The sequence below is a fragment of the Chromatium okenii genome (genome assembly GCF_002958735.1).
In the GTDB taxonomy this organism is placed as follows: Bacteria; Pseudomonadota; Gammaproteobacteria; order Chromatiales; family Chromatiaceae; genus Chromatium; species Chromatium okenii_A.
The window spans coordinates 31,078-55,768 of sequence record NZ_PPGH01000018.1 but is presented as its reverse complement, the minus strand read 5'-3'; the positions used below and the strand labels follow the sequence as shown (position 1 = coordinate 55,768).

The 24,691-nt window shown below is 53.5% G+C and carries 20 protein-coding genes, 1 tRNA gene, 5 pseudogenes and 1 riboswitch; of the genes and pseudogenes, 5 read left to right on the top strand and 21 right to left on the bottom strand.

Annotation, left to right across the window (positions count from 1 at the left end; all coding sequences use genetic code 11):
• Positions 1-35: 35 nt before the first annotated feature.
• Positions 36-1,211, top strand: a complete 1,176-nt coding sequence (locus tag CXB77_RS03315; RefSeq protein WP_242445393.1) for a GGDEF domain-containing protein — start codon at positions 36-38, stop codon at positions 1,209-1,211.
• Positions 1,212-1,224: 13 nt separating this feature from the next.
• On the opposite strand, the gene btuB is transcribed toward CXB77_RS03315, so the two are convergent.
• The 4 genes from btuB to eno form a co-directional block, all read right to left on the bottom strand.
• Positions 1,225-3,090 (bottom strand): TonB-dependent vitamin B12 receptor, encoded by a 1,866-nt coding sequence (gene btuB / locus CXB77_RS03310; protein WP_105072778.1) that lies wholly within the window; start codon positions 3,088-3,090, stop codon positions 1,225-1,227.
• A 145-nt stretch (positions 3,091-3,235) separates the two neighbouring features.
• Positions 3,236-3,446: riboswitch (cobalamin riboswitch) on the bottom strand.
• 43 nt (positions 3,447-3,489) lie between these two features.
• A complete protein-coding gene (ispD, locus tag CXB77_RS03305) occupies positions 3,490-4,197 on the bottom strand; it encodes a 2-C-methyl-D-erythritol 4-phosphate cytidylyltransferase (protein WP_105072777.1) in 708 nt (235 codons plus the stop codon).
• Positions 4,194-4,490 (bottom strand): cell division protein FtsB, encoded by a 297-nt coding sequence (gene ftsB, locus CXB77_RS03300; protein ID WP_105072776.1) that lies wholly within the window; start codon positions 4,488-4,490, stop codon positions 4,194-4,196. Before ftsB ends, ispD begins: the two co-directional genes overlap by 4 nt.
• A 52-nt stretch (positions 4,491-4,542) precedes the next feature.
• Positions 4,543-5,820 (bottom strand): phosphopyruvate hydratase, encoded by a 1,278-nt coding sequence (gene eno / locus CXB77_RS03295; protein WP_105072775.1) that lies wholly within the window; start codon positions 5,818-5,820, stop codon positions 4,543-4,545.
• Between the two features lie 222 nt (positions 5,821-6,042).
• Between eno and ppk1 the strand changes: the two genes are divergently transcribed.
• Positions 6,043-8,232 carry a polyphosphate kinase 1 gene (ppk1, locus tag CXB77_RS03290; protein WP_105072946.1) on the top strand — a complete coding sequence of 730 codons (2,190 nt, stop codon included), beginning with the start codon at positions 6,043-6,045 and terminating at the stop codon, positions 8,230-8,232.
• 13 nt (positions 8,233-8,245) lie between these two features.
• The gene (locus CXB77_RS03285) at positions 8,246-8,662 is read left to right on the top strand and encodes an OsmC family protein (RefSeq protein ID WP_105072774.1); all 417 of its coding nucleotides are present in this window, start codon (positions 8,246-8,248) and stop codon (positions 8,660-8,662) included.
• Between the two features lie 72 nt (positions 8,663-8,734).
• On the opposite strand, the gene CXB77_RS03280 is transcribed toward CXB77_RS03285, so the two are convergent.
• The 6 genes from CXB77_RS03280 to CXB77_RS03255 all read right to left on the bottom strand — a co-directional run bounded on the left by CXB77_RS03280 (position 8,735) and on the right by CXB77_RS03255 (position 14,855).
• Positions 8,735-8,821: transfer RNA gene (locus CXB77_RS03280), tRNA-Leu, on the bottom strand.
• A 63-nt stretch (positions 8,822-8,884) separates the two neighbouring features.
• Positions 8,885-10,261: a cobyrinate a,c-diamide synthase gene (locus CXB77_RS03275; RefSeq protein ID WP_105072773.1), complete on the bottom strand. Its 1,377-nt coding sequence runs from the start codon at positions 10,259-10,261 to the stop codon at positions 8,885-8,887.
• Positions 10,262-10,351: 90 nt separating this feature from the next.
• Positions 10,352-11,602: an NrfD/PsrC family molybdoenzyme membrane anchor subunit gene (gene nrfD / locus CXB77_RS03270; protein ID WP_105072772.1), complete on the bottom strand. Its 1,251-nt coding sequence runs from the start codon at positions 11,600-11,602 to the stop codon at positions 10,352-10,354.
• A 21-nt stretch (positions 11,603-11,623) separates the two neighbouring features.
• Positions 11,624-12,400, bottom strand: a complete 777-nt coding sequence (dsrO, locus tag CXB77_RS03265; protein WP_105072771.1) for a sulfate reduction electron transfer complex DsrMKJOP subunit DsrO — start codon at positions 12,398-12,400, stop codon at positions 11,624-11,626.
• A gap of 1 nt (position 12,401) precedes the next feature.
• Positions 12,402-12,872, bottom strand: coding sequence for a sulfur reduction protein DsrJ (locus CXB77_RS03260; RefSeq protein WP_105072770.1), 471 nt, complete (start codon positions 12,870-12,872; stop codon positions 12,402-12,404).
• Between the two features lie 18 nt (positions 12,873-12,890).
• Positions 12,891-14,855 carry an NAD(P)-binding protein gene (locus CXB77_RS03255; protein ID WP_105072769.1) on the bottom strand — a complete coding sequence of 655 codons (1,965 nt, stop codon included), beginning with the start codon at positions 14,853-14,855 and terminating at the stop codon, positions 12,891-12,893.
• Between CXB77_RS03255 and CXB77_RS19520 the strand changes: the two genes are divergently transcribed.
• Positions 14,828-15,013: a hypothetical protein gene (locus CXB77_RS19520; RefSeq protein WP_172452503.1), complete on the top strand. Its 186-nt coding sequence runs from the start codon at positions 14,828-14,830 to the stop codon at positions 15,011-15,013. The genes CXB77_RS03255 and CXB77_RS19520 overlap by 28 nt on opposite strands.
• A 14-nt stretch (positions 15,014-15,027) precedes the next feature.
• Here CXB77_RS19520 and dsrK read toward each other — a convergent pair whose 3' ends face one another.
• The 8 genes and pseudogenes from dsrK to dsrA form a co-directional block, all read right to left on the bottom strand.
• Positions 15,028-16,566, bottom strand: a complete 1,539-nt coding sequence (gene dsrK / locus CXB77_RS03250) for a sulfate reduction electron transfer complex DsrMKJOP subunit DsrK (RefSeq protein WP_105072768.1) — start codon at positions 16,564-16,566, stop codon at positions 15,028-15,030.
• 41 nt (positions 16,567-16,607) lie between these two features.
• Positions 16,608-17,338, bottom strand: a pseudogene (locus CXB77_RS03245) (respiratory nitrate reductase subunit gamma).
• 69 nt (positions 17,339-17,407) lie between these two features.
• Positions 17,408-17,746: a TusE/DsrC/DsvC family sulfur relay protein gene (locus CXB77_RS03240; RefSeq protein WP_105072767.1), complete on the bottom strand. Its 339-nt coding sequence runs from the start codon at positions 17,744-17,746 to the stop codon at positions 17,408-17,410.
• Between the two features lie 33 nt (positions 17,747-17,779).
• Positions 17,780-18,085: pseudogene (gene tusB / locus CXB77_RS03235) on the bottom strand (sulfurtransferase complex subunit TusB).
• A gap of 11 nt (positions 18,086-18,096) precedes the next feature.
• Positions 18,097-18,507 carry a sulfurtransferase complex subunit TusC gene (gene tusC, locus CXB77_RS03230; protein WP_105072766.1) on the bottom strand — a complete coding sequence of 137 codons (411 nt, stop codon included), beginning with the start codon at positions 18,505-18,507 and terminating at the stop codon, positions 18,097-18,099.
• Positions 18,508-18,521: 14 nt separating this feature from the next.
• Positions 18,522-18,913 (bottom strand): annotated as a pseudogene (gene tusD / locus CXB77_RS03225) (sulfurtransferase complex subunit TusD).
• 94 nt (positions 18,914-19,007) lie between these two features.
• Positions 19,008-20,078 (bottom strand): dissimilatory-type sulfite reductase subunit beta, encoded by a 1,071-nt coding sequence (gene dsrB / locus CXB77_RS03220; RefSeq protein WP_105072765.1) that lies wholly within the window; start codon positions 20,076-20,078, stop codon positions 19,008-19,010.
• A 122-nt stretch (positions 20,079-20,200) separates the two neighbouring features.
• Positions 20,201-21,453: pseudogene (gene dsrA / locus CXB77_RS03215) on the bottom strand (dissimilatory-type sulfite reductase subunit alpha).
• 406 nt (positions 21,454-21,859) lie between these two features.
• On the opposite strand from dsrA, the gene CXB77_RS03210 reads away from it, so the two are divergent.
• Positions 21,860-22,183, top strand: a complete 324-nt coding sequence (locus tag CXB77_RS03210; protein ID WP_242445391.1) for an Mth938-like domain-containing protein — start codon at positions 21,860-21,862, stop codon at positions 22,181-22,183.
• A 39-nt stretch (positions 22,184-22,222) separates the two neighbouring features.
• Here CXB77_RS03210 and CXB77_RS03205 read toward each other — a convergent pair.
• From CXB77_RS03205 to CXB77_RS03195, 3 genes and pseudogenes are all read right to left on the bottom strand, one after another.
• Positions 22,223-23,091: pseudogene (locus tag CXB77_RS03205) on the bottom strand (prephenate dehydrogenase).
• Positions 23,088-24,200 (bottom strand): histidinol-phosphate transaminase, encoded by a 1,113-nt coding sequence (gene hisC, locus CXB77_RS03200; RefSeq protein WP_105072764.1) that lies wholly within the window; start codon positions 24,198-24,200, stop codon positions 23,088-23,090. The pseudogene CXB77_RS03205 and the gene hisC overlap by 4 nt, the downstream one beginning before the upstream one ends.
• Positions 24,201-24,212: 12 nt before the next feature.
• Positions 24,213-24,689 (bottom strand): Uma2 family endonuclease, encoded by a 477-nt coding sequence (locus CXB77_RS03195; protein WP_105072763.1) that lies wholly within the window; start codon positions 24,687-24,689, stop codon positions 24,213-24,215.
• Positions 24,690-24,691: the final 2 nt, after the last annotated feature.

Here is a 24,691-nt window from a genome sequence, read left to right as displayed (position 1 = left end):
AATTCGTCACTTTTTATCCGCCAGCATGGTCGCTAATGCACACTGATTTGCTGCAAACCTTGGCGCAACTTTTGCTGAATAAAAATGGAAATCAACACTTTTGGGGAACTGCCGTGAATATGACCAGCCACGCCGATATGCCATCTCTGACTCTCGTGTCCTCGGTTGAGTCGCCGCTGCGCCAACCAGCCGAATCTTCAGTAGAGCCAATTGCATTTTTACAGGCGATTTCGGCGTCACTGGAATTGGAGCGGGTGTTAAACACGTTGAGCCGCTTTCTTTACGATTTAGTCGCGCACAGCGGCTGGGAATATCACCATCCCGAATCTGGCGTGGCGCGTGCTGGCGGTAAGCCTGACCGTCATCGTTTGGAATATGCGTTGACGCTGAACGCGCAGACGATGGGAACCTTGACGCTGATGCGCGGGCGGCGCTTTTCCGATCACGATCAACAGCGGATTGAAAGTTTGCTGGGATTGGCTGGCTCGGCGCTGAGTAACGCGCTGCAACTTCACTTGACCAATCAACAGCTTGAGCGCGATCCATTAACGGGTTTGGGCAATCGGCGGGCGCTCGCCGCGCAAGGCACGCAGTGGCTGGCGGACAGTTTCCGCTATCAACAGCCGGTGTCGCTGCTGGTGATGGATTTGGATCGCTTCAAATTGGTTAACGACAACTTTGGTCATCCGTTTGGCGATCATCTACTGCGTACCATTGCTGAGGTGTTGCGGTCATTGACGCGCACCGCTGATTTGTGTGTGCGGCTGGGTGGCGATGAATTCGTGGTGTTACTGCCGCGCACCGATCTTGCCGAAGCGACCGAATGTGCCGAGCGGATTCGCCGCCGCGTAAATCAACTCGCGCTGACCGCGCCTAGCGGTGAAGCAGTGCAACCGAGCATCAGCATTGGCGTTGCCAGTTGTCGGGCGGGCATGGCGATTCGTCAAGAGCAAATGCTGTCTGAAATCAACGATGAAGCAGCGCAAACGCATACCGATTTGAATGATGCGCGGGGAAATGCGCGGCAAATGCGGCAAATCGTCGCCACGCTATTGCCACATCCGCCGACGGCTGAAGCACTCACCGCAGTAGCGCAAACCGGAATTATTCCGCATTACGGGATTGATCTTGATTTGCTGTATCAACGGGCGGATACGGCGCTGTATGCGGCGAAACACGCCGGCACCAATCAGGTGATGCAGGCGCATTGAAGTGGTGGATGATTCAGAGCGCGTAACGCAGCGTCAAATATGCCGCCCGCGCTGGCTGGTGATAAAACGCTGAAGTTTCATAATGTTCGTTCAGCGCATTCTCAAGGCGCAGTTGCAATCGCCATGCTGCACTGAGCGCGTATTCCGTCCGTAAATCGACGAGCGTGTAGCTGCCGAGCCGCACGGCATTCGCCGGATCATCAAACCGCCGTCCCGCAATCAACAACGTCGTTCCCACTGACCAGCGATTGAATTGCCGATCCAGCGCCAGTTGCGCTGTCTGCTCGGGACGCCGCGCCAGCACCTTGCCTTGATTGCTGCCGACCGACCGATCTTCTGGATTCATCAGCGTGAGATTCGTCGTGACATCCCATTCCCCCAACCGCGCTGCCGCAGTCGCTTCCACGCCCCGAATGCGAGCGCGGTTGATATTCGCTGCTGTCCAAGTGCGCGGATCAAACGTAATCAAATCATCAATTTCCGTTTGATACAGCCGCACGTCCCAGCGCCCGGCGGCCGCTTCACCCAGCGGCAATTTCCCAGTTACGCTGACTTCCCAATTGCGTGCTTGCTCTGGATTCAGCGCGGGATTGCCATAATTCGGGTAATACAAGTTATTGAAACTCGGTGCTTTGAAGGCTGTGCCGTAAGACAGCGCCAGTTGCACGTCATTTGCGAATCGATAACCGACGGCAGCCGAGCCGGTGGCGTGTTGACCGAATTGCTGATTGTCATCTTGACGGGCGCTGAGTTTGAGTTCGGTCGCGCCAAATTGCCCCTGATAGGCACTGAAAATCCCTAAATTATCGCGGGAAGTGACGTGATAATTGGTGCTGCTGGCGATCTGATCGTCAAGATAATCAACGCCTAAGCTCAATTTCTGCGTAGGCGTGAGCGCCAGATCATTTTGCAGCGCCAGCGTGTCGCGGGTGGTGTCAAAGGTGCTCACTACGGTTTTCGGCGCAGTGGTCGTCGTCAACGCCCGCAAATGATCCCAACTTTGTCCGGCACTGACAGTCAACGTCCACAGTTCCAACGGTTTCAACGTGACGCTGGTGCCAGCGGTTTGTTGCTCGGCTCGCGCAACATTGCCCGCGAAACTGGAACCGTCGTAATCCGCGTGATTGTCCGAGCGCAGCAGGTGCGTATCGAATTTAACAGCATCGCTGAACGCATAACCCGCCCGCAGATTGACACCGAGCTGGCGATAACCATCGTGATCCGGCTCGATCACGCCGCAACCCGCAAAAGGTTCTGGACGTCCGCTGCAGGCGTTGATGCCGGTGCTGCGCTCCAGATTTGCGCCGACATCAAACCAACCGCGCTCGCCGCCGCCGGATACGCCTGCGGCAACGGTGCTGCTGCCGAGAGTGCCAGCGCCGAGGCTGAAACGCGGCGTGAGTGGACCGCCGCCTTTTTTGGTGAAAATCTGAATCACGCCGCCAATCGCCTCGGAGCCGTACAAGCTGGAGCGCGGGCCGCGCACCACTTCAATCCGTTCGACCTGCGCCAGCGGCACATTTTCCAACGGCGTCAATCCTGCCGTCGCCGAGCCGACGCGCACTCCATCAATCAAAATCAGCGTGTGATCGGAATTCGTGCCGCGCAAAAACAGCGTGGTTAACTGACCATCGCCACCGTTTTGCGACAGGCTGATGCCGGGAATGCTGCGCAACACATCAGGAACGGATCGCGCTTGCTGGCGCTCGATGTCGGCGCGTTCGATGACGGTGACGGCAGCGAGTGACTGACTTTCTGGTTCGGAACTGCGGCTGGCGGTGACAATCACCGGGTCAAGAATGGTGACGGATTCGACAGCGTGGACGAAATGAGGAAACAGCGGCATGGTCAAGGCGACCAGCAGCGGAGGATATTTCATGTTGAACGGACTCCAAACGACCCGGCGCACCCGCACGGGTCTGATTTCAAATTGGAATCTGTGCAGGTGGCGAGAACACCCAGTCGGTCGCTCCACGCGATTCCGGTTCTGGCGCAGCTCTCATTTCGTGGATAAAAATTAGGAGCCGCGCCCTGATCCTCTGGCCGGTCTCCGGGCTGACGAGCGGAATAGCAACTCGATCGCTAATCCCAACTGCGACGCCTTCCCATGAATTTCACAGTGGCATGTGTCGCGTTTAACTCGTTTACCGTTGCGGGGGCAGCGTCGGTTTTGCACCGACTTCCCGTTTCACTCGGCGAGCAAGGCTGCCGAGCACCAGCGGATCAAGCGTGCATTGAGGACTGTTTGATGCAGCGGGTCAACTGCCCGCCCGGAGCTTCAAATCCGCCCTTGTTGTTGCAGATAAAACCGCGCCAGCGGCAAATCTTCAGCGCGAGTGATTTTGAGGTTATCGGCGTGACCTTCGATTAAACGCGGCGCATAACCCAGCCGCTCCATGGCCGAGGCGTCATCCGTGACCAGCGCCCCCGCCGCGACTGCTGCATCCAACGCCTGCCGCAATAAACCCAGCCGGAACATTTGCGGGGTGTAGGCGTGCCACAGACTGGAACGCTCCACCGTTTCCGCAATCCGTCCCATCCCGTCGTTGCGTTTCATGGTGTCGCGCACGGGAATTCCCAGCAAACCGCCCACCGCGTCATCGCGCAGTGTTTCGATTAAACGATCCAAATCAGCGGCTTGTAAACAGGGACGCGCTGCATCGTGCACCAGCACCCAATCTTGTTCGTGTGCCCGATTTGCCAGCACCGTCAACGCATTCAGCACCGAATGACACCGCTCCGCCCCACCATCGACGCGCAACACTCGCGGATGGGTCGCAAACGCGGTGTCGTTCCAGTAACCATCCGCCGGATCAAGCGCGACGACCACGCCGCTGATGCGCTCATCAGCGATAAACCGCGCCAGCGTGTGTTCAATCACCGTTTGCCCAGCTAAATCCAGATATTGCTTCGGGATCGCGCTGCCCATCCGCCGCCCGACGCCAGCAGCGGGAATCACTGCCCAAAATGCGGGAGTTTGGCTCATGGCGTGTCGCTCTCCGGTTTCGGTTTTTCAATCACTTGAATAAAAATCTCGCCAGCTTTAATCATGCCCAGCTCGGTACGCGCCCGCTCTTCCACCGCTTCTTCACCTTCGCTGAGATCGACCACTTCAGCTTGCAATTCCTGATTGCGCGTGAGCAACCGCGTCACTTCTGCTTCTTGCAGCGCGATTTCTTGCTTGAGCGAATGAAGTTCGGCCAGGCTGCCCTGACCGATCCACAGCCGATATTGCAGCACGACCACGAGAATGATTAACACTGCGATCAAACGCCGCATCGTGCAATCCGTTATATGCCGTTATGAAGATAAAACGCAGCTTGACTGCGCTTTACAGCCATTTGAACGCAGCGCGTCCGGCATAAACTGCCTCGTCGCCCAACTGATCTTCGATGCGCATCAATTGGTTATATTTCGCCACGCGATCCGAACGCGACAGCGAGCCGGTTTTAATCTGCCCGGTGTTCGCCGCGACAACGAGATCGGCAATCGTCGTGTCTTCGGTTTCGCCGGAGCGATGCGAGACGACGGCGGTATAACCTGCGTTGTGCGCCATGGCGATGGCCTCCAGCGTCTCGGTCAACGTCCCGATTTGATTGACTTTAATCAGAATGGAATTGGCGATTTGCTTATCAATGCCTTCCTGCAAAATCTTGGTATTGGTCACAAACAGATCATCGCCAACGATTTGCACCTTGTCGCCGAGCCGTTCGGTCAACCGTTTCCAACCATCCCAATCGCCTTCTGCCAGCCCGTCTTCAATCGAAATGATCGGATATTGCGCGACCCAATTGGCGAGCAGGTCGATCATGCCGTCGGCGTCGAGGGTGCGCCCTTCGCCAGCGAGGTGATATTGACCATCTTTGTAAAACTCGGAAGCAGCGACATCCATGCCGAGATAGATATCCTCGCCAACTTTGAAACCGGCTTTGGTGATCGCTTCCAAAATCGCTTCAATCGCGGCGACATTTGACGGCAGATTCGGGGCAAAACCGCCTTCATCGCCAACTGCCGTACCCAGCCCGCGCCCGTGCAGCACTGATTTGAGCGCGTGGAACACTTCTGCGCCGTAACGCACGGCTTCGCGGATGCTGCCCGCGCCAACCGGCAAAATCATAAACTCTTGAAAATCGACGCTGTTATCGGCGTGACTGCCGCCGTTGATGATGTTCATCATCGGCACGGGCAGGCGATACGGGCTGTTCATCAGCGACCGAAACAGCGGCAGCGCCTTTTCCTGCGCAGCGGCATGAGCTGCTGCCAGCGACACGCCGAGCAGCGCATTTGCGCCGAGACGCCGTTTATTGTCCGTGCCATCCAGCGCGATCATCTTTTGATCAAGCGCGGTTTGATCGGTCACATCCAAACCAAGCACTGCATCGCGCAATTCGCCTTCAATGTTGCCGACTGCGGTCAAAACACCCTTGCCGCCGTAACGGGATTTGTCGCCGTCGCGCAATTCGAGCGCCTCGCGGGAACCAGTGGACGCACCGGATGGAACAATGGCGCGTCCAATTGCGCCATTGGCGGTAATAACATCGGCTTCAACAGTGGGATTGCCGCGTGAATCCAAAACTTCACGGGCGCGAACATCAACAATTTCTGACATGACTTGCTCCTGTTAAAAATAAATCTAAATCAAGTGGTTAATTTGGGTTTTGACGGCTGTGGGGTGTTGCCTGATGACAACTGCGGTCAAGCGAGTGATCTCAGTATACAGTGGAGATTAACGGGTGGCTGTGGGATCGAACGTCATCAAACTGCCGCAATCGCAGTGCGCCCACTTGCTAAGATAACCAGCTTTCACCGCGCCGCTTTGGGATTTGGAAATATGAACGCACCCACCGATGACAGCCTGCTGTCGCCTACCGACACCCTTGATCTGAGTGATCCGAGTTTGTATCTCAACCGCGAATTGACGTGGCTGGCGTTCAATCAACGGGTGCTGCATGAAGCAGATGATCCGCGTAACCCTTTGTTAGAGCGCGTGAAATTTCTCGCCATCGTCAGCAATAATCTCGATGAATTCTTTATGAAACGCATCGGCGGGTTGAAGCAGCAAATCGCTGCTGCCGTCCACACGCCGAGCCTCGATGGCCGCACCCCGCTCCAGCAATTGAAAGCCTGCCAGACCGCAGCGCGGGCGTTTCAAATGGAGCAACGGCGCATTGATGAGGCGCTGATTCTCGAACTGACCGCGCACGATATCCGCATCATTCGCCATGCCGATTTATCCGCCGACGCCAGCGCCCGCCTGCGCGAGTATTTCCGCGCCAACATTTTTCCGATGCTCACGCCGTTGGCGATGGACCCGGCGCATCCGTTCCCGTTTATTTCCAATCTCACGCTCAACTTATTGGTAACGCTACGTTTTCCGGGTGGCAACGAGATTTACATGGCGCGAGTGAAGGTGCCGGTGAGCAAAGATGTGTCGCGGCGATTGATTGCGGTGGACGGCAGCTACACCTTTGTTACGCTTGAAGATTTGATGGTCAACAATCTGGACATGCTATTTCCGGGCATGGAAATCGTGTCCTGCGCCCTGTTTCGCGTCACCCGCAACGCGATTGTCGAACCGGACGCGGAAACGGCGAATGATCTGCTGGAGATGATCGAAACCGAGCTGCGTGAGCGCCATTTCGCGCCGATTGTGCGGCTGGAAGTCGAGCCAAAAATGGAGCCAACGCATCGCGGCATGTTGGCGGCCGAATTGGGTTTGAATGAAGATGAAGATGTGTTTGAAATTGCGGGCATGATGGCGCTGCGCGATTTATTTGAATTAGCGGCAATTGATAAACCGGAATTGCACGATAAACCACATCGCCCGGTGGATCATCCGTTATTGGCGAATGATCGCCGCAATATCTTTCACATCATCCGCGAAAATGGCCCGATTTTATTACAGCATCCCTATCAACCGTTTAGCACTTCCGTTGAACGTTTTTTGCGCACAGCGGCCGAAGACCCGAAAGTATTGGCAATTAAAATGACGCTGTATCGCACTTCGGCTGGCGCGATTTTAGATTCCTTGATTCAAGCAGCGCGGAATGGCAAACAGGTTGCGGTGTTGGTGGAATTGAAAGCGCGATTTGATGAAGCAGCCAATATCCAATGGGCGCGGCGTTTAGAAGCAGAAGGCATTCACGTCAATTATGGCGTGATGGGTTTGAAAACCCACAGCAAATTGATTTTCATCGTGCGGCGCGATTATGCGCAATTGCGGCGCTATTATCATATTGGCACCGGCAATTATCATGCTGGCACGGCTAAACTCTATACTGATTTAGGAATGCTCGGCTGCGATGAAGATATTGGACAGGATTTAACTGAGCTTTTTAATTATCTCACCGGCTATTCACCGCCGCCGAGTTATCGCAAAATTCTCGCTGCGCCCTACACGCTGAAACGCAGCATCATTGATAAAATCAACCGTGAAATCACGCATCAAAAGCGCACAGGCAACGGTTTGATTCAAATGAAGATGAATGCGCTGGAAGATGCGGATATTACCCGCGCTTTATATCGCGCCAGCCATACCGGAGTGCAGGTTGATTTGATTATTCGTGATACCTGCCGCTTTCGTCCGGGTTTACCGAATATCAGTGAAAAAGCGCGGGTGGTGAGTATTGTGGGGCGTTTTTTAGAGCACGGGCGGATTATGTATTTTCATAATAACGGCGCGGAGGAGTATTACATCGGTTCGGCGGATATGATGGGGCGCAATCTCGACAGCCGCGTGGAAGTTCATGCGCCGGTAGAAAATCCTGAATTGCGGCAGGAATTGCGCTTGATTTTAGATGTGCAATTTGCGGATACGCGCTCGGCGTGGGAAATGAATAGCGCGGGTGAATATATTCAACGCATTCCGCTTGATGACAATACCAAGGGTGCGCAGGAAACATTGATTGAGGTGGCAGAAAAACGTCTCGCAGCGGCAGCGAAACACAAGGAAAAAAAGGTGCGTTCCAAGCTCTTGAGCCATTTTCAATGGCGCTTGCGCGACCGCAATCTTCGCAGCTAATACAGGTAACAGCATGAAAGCACGGATAAAATGGATTGAAGGCGTCGCCATGTTGGGCGAATCCGGTTCCGGTCACGGCGTGGTGATGGACGGGCCGCCGGAGCTGGGCGGGCGCAATCTCGGCGTGCGTCCAATGGAAATGCTGCTGCTGGGCATGGGCGGCTGCACCCAGTTTGATGTGTTGCTGATTTTGCGCAAAGGGCGGCAGGACGTGACGGATTGCGTGGTGGAGCTGGAGGCGACGCGGGCGGAAACCGATCCGAAGGTGTTCACGCAGATTCACGCGCATTTCATCGTCACCGGGCGCGATCTTGACCCGAAACGGGTGGAGCAGGCGATCCGGCTGAGTGCAGAAAAATACTGCTCGGCATCGATCATGCTGGGTGCGACCGCGACGATCACGCACGATTTTGAGCTGCGCAGCGCGTAACTGCGCTGGTGTTGGCAAGTCGCAGGCAAACAAAAAGGAGTTAGGTTTTTTGACCTAACTCCTTGTTTAATTTGGTACCGAGGGCCGGAATCGAACCGGCATGGGGTCACCCCCGTCAGATTTTGAGTCTGATGCGTCTACCAATTTCGCCACCCCGGCAACGCGAGCGGAAATATACACCGCTCATCCCATTGAAACAACCTTGCTGCACCGGAAAACGTTTCAACCGCCGTAACACCGCCGAATGTGCGCCACAAAACGCTCGGTCCAATTGTTGCCACCAACGCTGCGTAAGTGACTGTAACACGCCAATAAATTGCTCTGCACGATGCCGTCATGTGTCCCATTGACGCCTACGCCGCGCAAGACTTCGTAACCATAAATCCACGCCGGATCAGGCTGCACAATTGCGGAATGGTGGAATTCATGCGCGGAAATCTCGGCGCAATGCGGCGGATCGCGTTGCCACGGAAACGCTGCCGTTTCGCGCAGTTGCACATAACCGCGCCCCTGTGGACGCGGGCGCATCGCCACCTCCGCCTTGAGTGCACCGACCATCGCTCGCCGCTCGCCGTGAAACGTCAAACCAGCGCACAAATACATCAGCCCACCGCATTCCGCATATACCGGTTTGCCGTCAGCAATGAATTCGGCAATGTGCTGGCGCATTGAATAATTCGCTTCCAATTCGGTCATGCGGTATTCAGGAAAACCACCGCCCAGCAATAGCGCATCGACTGCTGGCAATTGAACATCCGCAATTGGACTGAATGGCACCAATTCCGCGCCAGCCGCTGCAAGTGCTCGCAAATCATCTGGATAATAAAAACCAAATGCTGCATCACGGGCAATTCCAATGCGTATTGGCGATTCACGATTTACTGACACCGCTGGCGCAATGATTGACGTAGGACGCGGAGTCTGTTCTGCAATCGTTAATAACCGTTCCAAATCAACCTGCTCGGCGACACGCTGCGCAATTGCGTTAATCCAAGCATCGGCGCTTTCGGTCTCGTTACTCGGCATTAAACCTAAATGCCGTTCGTCAATACTGATCTCATCATCGCGGGACAACACACCCAATACTGGTAAATCACTGTAATGCTCCACCACGCGAATGAGATTCGCTGCATGACGGCTGCCGCCAACGCGATTAAGAATGACGCCAGCAAGATGTAAATCGGGATCAAAAGCGCAATAGCCGAGCAATAGCGGCGCAATACCCCGCGCCATGCCGTGACAATTAATCACGAGAATCACCGGAGCGTTTAATTGTTTCGCCAATTCAGCGTTACTGTGTGCTCCATTTAATTCAGTGCTATCAAATAAACCAACGTTGCCTTCAATTAAACCGAGATCAGCGCCGTTGAGTTCCTGCGTAAATGCAGTATTGATTTCGGCAATGGGCATCGTATGAAAATCAAGATTAAAACAAGGACGGGAAGCTGCTTGACTGAGCCAGAGCGGATCAATGAAATCCGGTCCTTTTTTGAATGGTTGCACAACCAACCCGCGATTGCGCCATTGACGACATAGCCCAATAGATAGCGTGGTTTTACCCGAAGATTTCTGCGGTGCGGCAATGTAAAGATGAGCCATTGGAAATTATCAAACCGTTAAACTGAAAAGGCGCAAAGATGACAAAGATTTGCTTTGCCGTCTTTACGCCTTTAGTGGCGAGAAAAAGAATTAAGCAGGTTTGGCGAACGCATCCTCACTTAACGTTTCTTCATCAATTGGAATCACATCATCAGCGAGCGATTCAGGCAGGAATTGCAATACCCGCACACCGACCACTGTAATAATCAGCGCCACGGCAACGCCACCAAATCCCAATAATACTTCTGGAATTGTTGGTGTATATGGACCCGGCTGACCGTTCACGCCATCAAAGAAACTTGATTCGATAATCGTATGACCGGGGAACATTTGAATTGGAAATGCTTGGCTGCTGATGATGATGACGTACATCGCTGCCAATCCGCCCAACGTGACTAATGCACAGGCTGCCATAATCCAATTGCGTTCTTTGCTCAATTCGGGATGATAGATAATTCCGAGAGGCAATAGACCGCCAATTAAAATCCATCCAATCCAGAACATGAAGGTGTGCATACCGCCATTGAACAACAGCCAATTTTCAAAATCATCGTTTTTTGCACCGTATAAATTGGTGAGATGATAAATCAGCACGAAATACAGCACACCAGCAACGAATACACCGAGCAAATTCTTTAAGCGCCGCAGAATTTTCGGACCAATCGGACGGTTGTCTTCACCAAAAGAAAACAACAACACCATCATAAAAATTGCGAGTCCATAGGCGAATGACAGCAGTACAAACATTGGCGCTAATACCGCTGCATCATAGGCTTGGCGAGAAACCAAAAATCCAAAAATCGATCCAGTACCTGTGGTGAGCGCCAGTCGCCATAAAAATGCAATGATACCAACCGAATAATTAAAAGGTGCGCCCTGCCGATCTGCCATTGTCCATAAATAAGCAATGACAATCACCATAAAACCGGTATACAGAAAGATGTTCCACGCGAAAATGGAACTGAAATTATAACTGGTCATGGCAACGATCAATCGCTCAGGACGACCTAAATCCATTACCAATACCAGCAATCCGCCCATTAGCATTGCTACTGCCAATAAACCCGACAGCCGACCTAACGGTTTATAAATAGGTTTATGAAATACGGTGCCAATGGATGCGATATTCAGCGCCCCTGATGCCGCAATGACAAGGAATACCGCAAATACATGCGGCGTTCCCCAGACCACTGAATTATTCATACCGCTGACCCAATGGCCGGTATGTTCCATATAACCAAAGGCAAGCGTGGACATGCTCACCACCGCCGCAAGGATGCCTAAAATGCTCCAAAATTGCGTCGGCGGAATGCGCCATTCCCGATAAACGATTCGTTTCATTAGTTGTTTCCCTTGCCCTGATTAGACACCGGAATAGCGCACGCCCGTATTCAAAACCAAATCTTCTCGGAGTTGACGGCTCGGCATCTCATTCAGCAATTTGCAAATGGTGCTATCGGGGTCTTTGAGATCACCGAATACAATGGCGTGATGACCTTCCGCCGCGCACGCATCAACACACGCAGTTGATTCTTGACCAAAATCACGACGTTGCACACATAAATTGCAGCTTTCAACACAGCCTTTGCCGCGTGGCACGCTCGTTAATTGCCCGTGTACATCGCCATGAATAAAACTGCGAGCTTTATACGGACACGCCATCATGCAATAGCGGCAGCCAATACATAAATGACGATCAACCATCACAATGCCATCAGCGCGTTTGAATGACGCACCAGTTGGGCACACGTCCACGCACGGCGGATCGTCGCAGTGTTGGCACATCAGCGGCAAGGTCGTCATCCGTCCGGTTTGGTTGTCTTGCAACTTGACTTTGCGCACCCACGCCGGCTTTTGCGTTTCCCACTTTTTCACCGCCTGTTCGGCCGGCATCGTCTGCAAATTCAAGCCGTTTTCATGGTGGCAGGCGTCAACGCACGCCGAGCACCCGTCAACACATTTCGCCGTGTCAATCAGCAAGCCCCAGCGCACATCAGACGTGACCGGCTCCGCTCGCGGCGCGGCGTCCACCGTGTGCAGCAACACGCCGGGTGCCACCGTGACGGCGGCAGTGACTCCCGCAGCGACGCCTAAAAAGGCGCGGCGTTGCGGGTCAATTGCGTCGTTGTCGTCTTTCATATCAATGATTTTCCCCATCACGATGCGACTGCACCTGCGCCGCAACGCCAGCAGCGTCGTGCGCCGCCATCGCTGCCGCATCCAGCGGCGTTCCGTTCGGCACCGCCGCGTGACAGTCAAAGCAATTGAGATTGACTGCCGCAAACGCATGGCAGGCACCACAAAATTGATCCGCCTGATTGATCGGCTGCGGAATCTGTTCCGCGTTGTAGCTGATATGACAGTCCACGCATCCCGACAGACTATATTTTTCGATGCGGATGCCTTCGTGAACCGTCGCAATCCGCTGATGCTTGATGAATTCCATGTGCTGGCGGCGCATCAGCTCAGTCGGTTCGACACAGGACTCCAGTTTGGCAGCCTGTGAACCCGCGACCACATAGCGTTTCATATCATCGGCTTGAGCAGTCTGGGCAAGCGCCCAGACCAATCCCAGCGCGACGAGGCCAACTGTGAGCACGCTTTTAGCCATCGACGCCTCCGTGGGCATTTATTCGCCCAAACCCATCTTGATGTAGCCGGTCGGACAGACATCTGCGCAAATGTGACAGCCGATGCAGCGCGAATAGTCGGTTTGCACATAACGACCGGTGGTGCGGTTTTTCTTGTCCACGCGAGAAATCGCATCTTGGGGGCAATAAATCACGCAGTTGTCGCACTCGAAACACAGCCCGCAGCTCATGCACCGCTTGGCTTCGTTGATGGCTTCCGCTTCGGTCAAGCCGATGACGCGCTCGTGGAAATGACCGAGCACATCTTCCGCTGTCGGCACCTCTTCTTGGCGCAGGTTGCGAGCGACGTAATTGAAATGACCGAGGAATAACTCATCGTGCGGAATGACTTCGGCGCTGGAGCGATCTTCGTAATTGTGAATCGCAAAATTCGCATCGGAAGTGCCGCGCATATCGCCCTGCTCGGCGGGAACAAATGGCGTGGGCGCGAGATGTGCCTCAGTCATTTTATCCAGCAAATCAAAGTGATGCACGTCCACCTTCGGACGGCGCTTGTTTTCAGCGTGATTGACATAGGCATCAATCGAATCCGCCGCCACCCACGCCTGCCCAATCGCAGTCGTCAGCAAATGCGGGCGAATGATGTCGCCGGCGACGAAATGCCCCGCCTTGCCGGGCACCTGATAAAACTTGTCGGCATCAATCAAACCGCGTCCGTTATCAAAGCCTTCCAAGCCGGTGAGATCGCCACCTTGCCCGATTGCCGACACGATCAAATCCGCTGCCAACACGCGCTCGGTGCCAGCAATCGCGGTCGGCCGCCCGTCAGTCATGGTGCAATCGCACACTTTCAAGCCAGTGGCGCGACCGTTGGCATCTTTGATGACTTCCAGCGGCATCACGCCGTCCAGCACGGTGACGCCTTCACGATTGGCATCGTGGACTTCGTGCTCAGACGCAGTCATTTTGTCGCGGGTAAACAACGAGGTCAGCGTGACTTCTGCGCCTTCCGCCGCTGCTGCGGTCGCAGCATCGTGGGCGACATAACCGTCACGAATCACGCTCTCCGGCAGCTCGCTTTGCCCATGTTTGGTGATGTGACCGAGCCGACGCGCTACGGAAACCACGTCAATCGAGGTATCGCCGCCACCGACGCAGACCACTTTTTGCGCGGTGAATTTCATCCGCCCTTCGTTGTACGCCTTGAGGAAGGCGACGCCGGAGACGCAGTTGGGCGTGTCTTTCCAGCCATCAACCGGCAGTCCGCGTCCGCTCTGGCAGCCGAGCGCCCACAACACTGCGTCATAGTCTTGTTCGAGCTGTTCCACGCTGACATCAGTGCCGACGCGGGTTTTGAGCTTCACCTCGATCAAGCCGAGGTTGAGGATGCGCTGGATTTCCGCGTCCAATTTGTCACGCGGGACGCGATAGCCGGGAATGCCGAAGCGGAACATGCCGCCCAGTCCTTCGTTCGCCTCAAAAATGGTGCAGCCGTGACCTTTGCGGCGCAGTTGATACGCTGCCGCTAAACCAGCGGGGCCGCCGCCGATGATGGCGATGCGCTTGCCGGTGTCGGCTGGCGCGGGGGCAAATTGGTAGCCGTTGGCAATGGCGGTATCGCCGATGAACTGCTCAACGGCATTGATGCCGACAAAATCTTCTAATTCGTTGCGATTGCAGCCGTCCTGACACGGCGCCGGACAGACGCGCCCCATCAATGATGGGAACGGATTGGCGTCGGTGGAACGGAGAAACGCATATTCGCGCCAGTCCATGCCCTGCGGCGGTTGTTCCATGCCGCGCACGATCTGCAACCAGCCGCGAATGTCTTCACCGGACGGACAACTGCCTTGACACGGCGGCGTCTTGTGGACGTAGGTCGGGCATTTGTGGGAGCGGTCTTGATTAAAAATCTGGTCGGTCAGCTTCTCCCAGACGTGCTCGCCGTCTTCAAAACGGCGCCAGGAGGGCTTCATTGTCATCTCGTCGCTGGAAGTCGCCATCGTGCTCAATCTCCTTATGCCAGTTGAGTCCTGATGCCAAATCAGGACGTTCGTATTCAGGGGGATCGGCGGCTTCGGCTGGCACCGCCGTTGGTCTCAATCGTTGTGATGCAGTTGCAGGCGTCGCGTGGTGGTCACTCGCGCTGCGCAGCAAGTGACCGACCAGTGCAATTTAATCGTCGTCCTCGTCATCGCTATCGTCATCATCTGCATCTTCGGGATCGGGCGTGAGCACAATCGCGTCGCCAACGAGCTGATGTAAGCTGATGATTTGACTCATATCCATGCCGTAATACGGCAAGACTTTACTAAACTGGGTTTTACAAATGGCGCAGATCGCCGCCATGTGCGTCACGCCTTTTTCTTGAATGACGTTATTCAACGCATCCATGCGCGGCTTGGCACCTTTCACGCGCAGCTCCATCAAATCATCGGTCAGCAACCCGCCGCCGCCGCCACAACAGAACGTCCGGTCGCGGATGGTGTCCTCGTCCATATCGTAAAAGTGGTTGCAAGTAGCGCGAATGATGGCGCGAGGAATCTCGAACTGACCGCCGGGCGTATCACCCATGCGCGAAGCGCGAGCGACGTTGCAGCTATCGTGGAACGTCATCACCTTGTCGTCGTTTTCGCTCTTATCGAACGTCAACTTGCCCTGCTGAATCAGGTCATAGGTGAACTCGCAAATGTGCTGCGGCACCGGATAGCGCGGATCGAGAAAATCCCAAGGTCCCGCCAGCGTATTCAAAAAGCTGTACGCCACCCGCCACGCATGACCACATTCACCAAACACGATGCGCTTGACTTTCAGCTTGATCGCCGCTTCCCGAATACGCTGGGAAATGCGGCGCATGTTGTCGTAAGAACCGATAAACATGCCGAAATTAGCGGCTTCCGAAGCCTGCGTACTCAGCGTCCACGTCACGCCGGACTCGTGAAACATCTTGCCGTAGCCGATCAAACCGTCCACATGCGGCTCGGCGAAAAAGTCCGCCGAAGGCGTCACCAGCAACACTTCCGCGCCAACTTGATCAATCGGATAACGCACCCGCACGCCGGTTTCGTCGTAAACGTCTTCTTCTAAACCTTCCAACGTATCAATCAGCGCCGGGCCGGGAAGCCCTAAGTTATTACCGACTTTATAAACTTTGGCGATAATTTCATTGCAGTATTTTTGCCCAACGCCAATGCAATCCATGATTTCACGCGCTGCCATTGAAATCTCAGCGGTATCAATTCCATAAGGGCAAAACACCGAGCAGCGGCGACATTGCGAGCACTGATGAAAATAGCTATACCAATCATCAAGCACTTCTTTCGTGAAATCTTCTGCGCCAACTAATTTGGGAAATAATTTGCCAGCGACAGTGAAATAGCGCCGATAAACCTTGCGCATTAAATCTTGACGACCCACTGGCATATTTTTCGGATCGCTGGTGCCGAGAAAATAATGGCATTTATCGGTACATGCGCCGCATTTCACGCAGGCATCCATATACACCCGTAGCGAGCGATATTTACCCAGCAATTCGCCCATCTTATCGATGGCTTTATTTTGCCAATCATCGACGAGTTCACCCGGATAACCGAGCGGCTCTTGAAAATCCGGCTTTGCCACAAACGGCGAGCTATGCGCCATTGCGCCGGGCGTGACTGCCGGAACTTCGGTGTACTGGGTCAACTCAGGAACTAAAAAGGTTGCCTTAGCCATAAATCAGTCTCGTCTGCGAACGTGCGGAATTACTCAAGGGCTTATTTCTGTTCGAGTTGTTGAGCCCAAGGCGCGATATGTCGAACTTCACGCGGGTTATCCGCTTGATTGCGAGTTGGGCTAAAAAATAATCCCGGCGCATGGAGTAATTTGCTATATGGAAAAATGATTAACAATAGCGCCACTAAGAACAGATGCAGCAATAACAACGGATCAGACGGCAGCGGCTGAAAATCATACGCATACAACCCATAAAGAAGGCTTTGATCTCAACGATGTCGCTATGAAAAACGAATTTCATCAATAAACCGCTGACGCCAATCAGCACCAACAAAGCGAGAATTAAATGATCTGAAGGGGCAGAAATATACCGCACCCGATCCACCAAGAACCGCCGCGCCCACAATCCCGTTAAACCCACAATCATCGCCATACCGCCATAAATGCCAAACGGCTGCACGAGTTCAATGGGAAACCACACCGGCTCAATGAAATAGCGTAAATGCCGCAGCGTGACCAGTAATAAACCGAAATGAAACATCCAGCCGAAAATCCACGTCCATTTGTTGCCCCGAAACAGGCTTTCAAATAAAACCACTTCGCGTGTCATTCGCAACACCACCCCACTGGTGGTCGTTGGAGCTGGCGTGGTTGGAATTTTTAATGGAGCAGGAGTGCGCGCATATTGCGTAATCTTAAACAGCACTCCGGTCACAAAAACCAGCGCGGCAAAATAGAATAAAAAGGCGTAGAAAGTTGTTAAAAACGCCATGTTGCTGCGACCTCGGCGGATCAATAAATAAATCTGGGATGCCGCGTGACATCCCAGAATGAAAAAGACTTACACGCAGCCAGTTGGCTTCGGCAGACCAGCAAAACGACAAGCCTGTTTTGCTGGGCCATAGGGGAATAAGCTGTACAGATATTTGCTGTTGCCCTTCTCTTTACCGAGCTTCTTACCAACCGCCTTGGTTAATACGCGCACGGCGGGAGCAATCTGGTATTCCTCATAATACTCACGCAGGAAATTGATGATGTCCCAATGTTCATCAGTCAATTCCAAATTGTCCTGCTTGGCCATCACGCCAGCAATACCCGGAACCCATTCATTCAAATTGGCTAAATAGCCTTCTTCATCTACGGCGTATTGCTTGCCGTCTACATCAATCATGTCTGACATTGTGATTTCCTCTGTGGTGTCAAAAACAAAACGTTATAACCAAGCCTGAACCGTATCATTCGCAGTGGTTAAATCAACGAAGCCGGCATAATCAACGACGTTAATTCCCGCAATAATGCGGTCTTCAGAAAAGCCCCGTGCTTTCAGGTCTGGACCTAGCACATGAATCTTTAATTTGCCGAGTGCAGCAGTAACTTGTGCTCAACGCTGGTCAGTCAATGCCGCATAAATGCCATCTTCAAACAGCAATACTGCTGCATCAGCGGTGGCAAACTTTAAGCAGGATTCCAATGAATTCCGCTCAAAGGGTGATTTATTCACAGTGTGTAAAATGCTCATTCGTCATCGCCTCAGAAGCTGAAGATCACATCGGATTCATTCATCAAGGCGCTCACGCGCTCTGACGTAATGACCTCAACGATATTGTCGACTTCTTCTTCAGTCTCCATATCTTCCCAAGCAATCTCAACCAGATCATCTTGCGTCAAGCCACGCGCTTCCAATGATGCTTGATCGACATACACTTTCTTGACTTCATAATCGCCGAGCGTGCGATAAGTCGGAGAAAAGTTTTTCATGCCAACGGCTTTCGTATCCTGACCTTTGGCCAATTGATACACGCCATCATCAATAAACATCACGCTCACGTCTTGATCAAAAGCCGCACCAACTAACACGACTTCTAAGGCTTCCCAAGCGTAAATGGTGCCATACGGCGCTTTACGATTCACATACATGAATTTTTTGACGATTTCAGACATTGCTGTTATTCCTCTTAATCGCCAAAAACGACCAAACGGTCGGCTTGAATCGCAGCTTCAACCAATTGCCCCAAGCCAGAAATACGAAACTTGGGATGGATATTGGTGGCATCTTTACCATTGCGGCTGGCTTCACCGTCATCGACCATTCCGCGTCGTTGGCGGCAGCAACGCAAACCACTAAATCTAAATTGTGTTGTTCTGCTAATTCTGCCCAGCGATTCACAATGTGGCGATCATCTTGCGGTGGCGTGGTTAAGCGCGTCGCGTTATTAACGCCGTCGTGATAGAAAAAAATCCGAAAAATCTCGTGCCCTTTTTCTAATGCTGCCTTGGCGAATTGATACGCCGAATCAGATGCTTGATGCTGATAAGGGCCTTCGTTAATCTGAAGTGCAAACTTCATTCAGTCCTCCTCAATAGCGAATAACTGCAAAGCGATCAGCTTGTTCAATAGCGAGCGGTATTTAATCAAGATCAAATACCGCTCGCTGCTGCAATTAGAAACGGATATAGGTTGAGCTATTGAAGCTCGCCCGCGCTCCGCGCCAAGTATCAATGTGATATTTGGTGAATGGCAATTCGACTTCTTCAAAGAAGCGCGGCCAACCAATACGCTCAATCCATTCGTTCACCCGTTCCCAATCCCGCGCACCTTCTTTATAGGCTTTCAAAATGCGCTTCACGATGGCGGTTGCTTCCGGCCACCGCGGTGGGTTATTCGGGATGCCGGCTGCGACCAACTTTTGAAAGGTCGGCTTGCCGCGAGCGTTGGAGTGATTGCCACCAACCCAAATCGCCAGCTTGGAATGTTCAGCGTCGTTGATTTGCATCGGTGGGCAGGGCGGGAAACACGCGCCGCAGCAGATGCACTTGCGCTCGTCCACTTCCAACGAGGGCTTGCCGTTGACCATCGCCGGACGAATCGCAGCCACCGGGCAGCGGGCGACGACGGACGGACGTTCGCAGACGTTGGCGACCAGATCGTGATTGATCTTGGGCGGTTTGGTGTGCTGAATGTTGATGGCGATGTCGCCCTGACCGCCGCAGTTAATCTGGCAGCAGGAAGTGGTGATATGCACACGGTTGGGCATGTTGGCGTTGCGGAATTCGTCGATGAGTTCGTCCATCATCGACTTGACCACGCCAGAAGCGTCGGTGCCGGGAATGTCGCAATGCAGCCAGCCTTGGGTGTGCGAAATCATCGCCACTGAGTTCTGAGTGCCGCCGACGATAAAGCCCGCGCCTTCGAGCGCGTCAATCAGCGGCTGCACTTTCGTCTCGTCGCTGACCATATATTCGATGTTTGAGCGCAGCGTGAAATGCACATGACCTTCGGCAAATTCATCGCCGATGTCGCACAGCTTGCGCAGCGTGAACACGTCGAGAATGCGTTGGGTGCCGGCTTTCACCGTCCAGATTTTGTCGCCGCTATATGCCACATGCAGCAACACGCCGGGGCGCGGATGGTCGTGATATTTCCATTGCCCGAAGTTTTTACGCATCACGGGATGGATGTATTGCCAAGGATCGGGGCATCCAGACTCAATCGGCTCGCGCATTTCCGCCATTGCCTTTCCTCCAGTTCTTAAAGTTCAGTCTTGATGATGGTCGTTGGGATCGGAGCATTTCGGGCGCGGCGAGTCTGGCGGCGCATCGCAACCAGCCGCTCAAGCGCCTGAAAATACCGAAATTACTTGCCAGCTTCCGATTGGCGCTCAAACCACGATTCAGCCGCTTCATCCCAGCCATCCATGCGGATGTAGGAACTCTGGCGCGGGTGACTGAGCATGTTCGGATCAGGATCGACGCCGATGCCTTCGAGGAAATTCGCCAGCCCGATGCGCTCGATCATCTCGCCGCAACGCTCGTGTTCCAGACCGTTTTCTGCCCAGAAATCAATGATGGTTCCCGCCAGCTCGACCATCGACTCGTAATCGTCTTCGGTCTCCAGCTTTTTGAACGGAACCAGCACCGTGCCCATCAGATCGCCGATTTTCAGCGTGCGCTTGCCGCCGATCAGAATGGTGACGCCCTTGTCATCGCCCGGATGCAATGCTTTGGGCATCACATTTAAGCAGTGCATACAACGCACGCAATCACGATTATTCACTGCCAGCGTATCATCATCATTTAATGACAATGCCTGCGTGGGGCAACGGGTAATCACGTTATCAATGTAATACTGACGCCCTTTGCTGGCGACATAATTCTTGACCTCAGCTTGGTCAACTTTCATATCGTCGCGCCAAGTGCCAATGACGGCAAAGTCGGAGCGTTCAATCGCATTCTGGCAATCATTCGCGCAGCCAGAAACCTTAAACTTGAATTTATACGGCAGAGCGGGGCGATGCACATCATCACGAAGTTATTCACTAACAACCGATGCGCTTTTAATTCGTTGGTGCAGGACATTTCACAGCGGGTACCACCGACGCAAGACATCGCAGTACGCACGCAAGGACCAGCGCCACCTAAATCCCACCCGTAATCATTGATTTCATCAAAGAAGGGTTGAATGCTAGGGCTATCCGCACCGATAAACATGATGTTACCGGTCTGACCGTGAAAGGTAATTAACCCAGAACCAAACTTTTCCCAACTGTCTGCCAATTGGCGCAGCATTGCAGTTGTATAATGATTGCCGGCTGGTGGCTGCACGCGGATGGTGTGGAATTCCTTAGATTTTGGGAACGCCGAACCCACTTCTGAGAAGCGCGGAATAATACCGCCGCCATAACCAAACACGGAAATCGTGCCGCCTTTCCAATAGCCCTTGCGGGTTTCATAGGAGTGCTCAAGCTGACCGAGCAGGTCGTTGGTCATTTCATTGATGCGCGTTTGCGGATGCTGATCACGCAGACGTTTAATACCCGAAATGAAACTCGGCCAAGGGCCAGTTTCGAGTTGATCCAGCATCGGGGTAATGTGCTTATCAATAGCCATTTTTCGTTCTCTCCTATCAATTCATCAGGAAAGGGAATTTTGAATTCGCGTACATAGATGTGCCGCAGCAAAACTGGGCAACATTTACATGTATCACGTCAGATTATTCATCAGGTGTTTTAGAGTGATCACTTATTAATCGTGCGATCTTTCTCTAAATAATCAAATCATTGACAGCGACCATTGTATCAATGATATAAACGTTCGACCATTCCCACGCGTAGGAGGGATTGAATTGTTGATCTATCCCGTTTGAGATATGGCACTTATTTAGTAAGGTGAAGAATTAAGCAATGGCTTGAGCCAGCATTTTCAGTCGCCGGATATTACGGTTTAAGGGCGAGCAAGTCAAGAATATCATCGTTTTCTAATATGTCACATTAGCGCCACAGCGACGCCAACCACCATGAGATTTTCTGAAGCAGACAATGCCAACGGATACCTGATCGACGCCTACGACACGCACGGCGTGGTCATCGGTAAACAGCGGTATGCGCAGGGTTTGATCGTGACGCCAACGCAGATTATCGCGCCTTGGTCGCTGCAACTTGCGGATTTAACAGCGGAATCTATTGATGAACTGCTGGCATTTGCGCCGCAAATCATCGTGCTGGGAACCGGCAGTCGGCAGGTGTTTCCTGATCCAAGCCTGTATTTTGCGGTGCTAGAGCGCGGCATTGGTTTTGAGGTGATGGACACCGGGCCGCTTGTCGCACCTATAACATCTTGATTTCCGAAGGGCGGCGCGTGATTGCCGGTCTGATGCCATTTACTCTTTAACACTGTCCACATAACGATCCCGCGCAGCTTTGGCGCGGGTAAAAATATCCAGCAAATGCTCGCCATCAGCGCGGCGAATGCTGCCAGCCAGATCGGTCATTTCCGCGCCAAACCGCGCCAGCATCAGGCTCAACGCTTCCCGATTGGCCAGACAAATATCCCGCCACATCACCGGATTGCTCGACGCGATGCGACTGAAATCGCGGAAACCGCCCGCCGCGTAACGAAACACCTCATCGTTCTCGCGCAGCCGCGCCAGCGTATCCACCAGCCCAAACGCCAACAGATGCGGCAGATGACTGGTCGCCGCCAACACCTCGTCGTGATGCGCGACTGACATCTGCGTCACCTCCGCGCCGCAGCGTTCCCACATCGCCTGCACCTGCGCCAACGCTGCGGGATCGGTCTCCGGCAGTGGCGTCAAAATCACCCGCCGCTGTTGATACAACTCCACCAGCGCCGCCTCCACGCCGCTGTGCTCCGTGCCGGCAATCGGATGACCGAGCACCAAACGCGGCGGAATCTGCCCGAATGCGGCCAGCGCATCAGCCACCACGCTGCCTTTGACGCTGCCGCCGTCGGTCACAATCGCCTCCGGTCGCAACTGTCCAGCAATGGCTGCGAACACGCCGCGCATCGCGCCCAGCGGGACGGCGACAAAAATCATATCGGCATCCGCCACTGCCGCCGCTGGTTCTGGCGTGAAACGGTCAATCACGCCCAATTCCACCGCCGTTCCAAATTCGGCAGCGAGCGCCCGCAGCCGACAATCTCACCGACTGCGCCAGCAGCGCGTAACGCCCGCGCCAGCGACCCGCCGATCAAGCCCACGCCGATGATGGTCAATCGCTCAATCATGCTGCACACACTTCCGCTAACGCACTGAGAAACCGCGCATTTTCTGCTTCCAGCCCGATGCTGATGCGCAAATGATTCGGCAGCCCATAATTCGCCAGCGGGCGCACGATGATTCCGCGCTGCAACAGCGCCTCATTGATCGCCGCCGCCGGACGTTTGCAATCGACGGTCACGAAATTGCCCACCGACGGGATGAACTCCAGCCCCAACGCCGTCAAACCGACGCTCACCTGCTGCATTCCGGCGCGATTGAGTTCGACCGTCGCCCGCACATGCTCGCGGTCGCTGATCGCCGCCGTCGCCGCTGCCTGCGCTAAGGCATTGACATTAAAGGGCTGGCGCACCCGATTGAGCAGCTCGGCAAGGCGCGGATCGCTGATGCCATAACCAACCCGCAACGCCGCCAAACCGTGCGCCTTCGCAAAGGTGCGCGTGACAATTAAATTGGGAAAGGTTTCCAGCCAATGCGTCGTATCGGGAAAATCCGGTTCATTGACATATTCCGTATAGGCTTCATCAATCACGACTAAACAGCTTTTTGGTACTGCGCCGAGAAATGAACGCAATGGCGCTGCGGCTAACCAAGTGCCGGTCGGATTATTCGGATTTGCAATCCAAACCACGCGAGTTTGTTCATTGATCAGCGCGAGCATTGCATTCAAATCATGTCCATAATTCCGTGCTGGCGCGACGCGGGCAGTTGCGCCAACCGCTTGAATGGCAATGGGATATACCGCAAACGCAAATTCAGAATAAACCGATTCAACGCCCGGCTGTAAAAAGGTGCGGGCAATTAAATCCAGCACATCATTGGAACCATTACCGAGCGTGATTGCTGCTGGTGAGGTGCCATGAAATTCCGCCAACGCCCGCCGCAATTCAAAACCACCGCCGTCAGGATAACGTCCCAATTCATTGGCTAATGCTGCCATTGCTGCCAATGCTTTCGGGCCTGGGCCGAGCGGGTTTTCATTTGAGGCTAATTTCACGGCATTGCGAATTCCCAGCTCGCGCTCTAATTCGCTGATGGGTTTGCCGGGCACATAAGGCGTTAATTCTGCGACCCAAGGTGCGGCTAAAGCGAGAAAATCATTGTCAGCATAATTCATAAAATAGTGTCATTAACAATACAGTTGAGTGGGCACAGTCGGAAATAATAACGATGTTTCTATTTGACCGCGATGCGTAAACAATTGCAGGTTGCCGTTGTCATCACAAATCCACACTTCTCGCGCACCTTTTGCGAGATATAAATCAATTTTTTCTGTCAGTTCCCGTTTAGAATTGGACAGAGAACTGATTTCAATACACAGTTCTGGCGCTTCTTGATACGGCGTTTCTAATTCATTGCGCATAAAGAAATCTGCTGAACCCCACGCGACATCTGCGACCCGCACGCCTTTTGTCGTTTGCACTGAGCATTCCGTGATGATTTTACCCTGTGCTTTGTTGTCTCTGAGAAAACCGACCAACTCGGCTTGTAACAGCCCGTGCTTATTTGAGGCGGGACTCAAAACAATGTTTCCCCATTCATTCAATTCAATTTTATACGGCAGGTTTTGCAAAATGGGGTCTTCAATAATTTGCGCCCATTGCATAA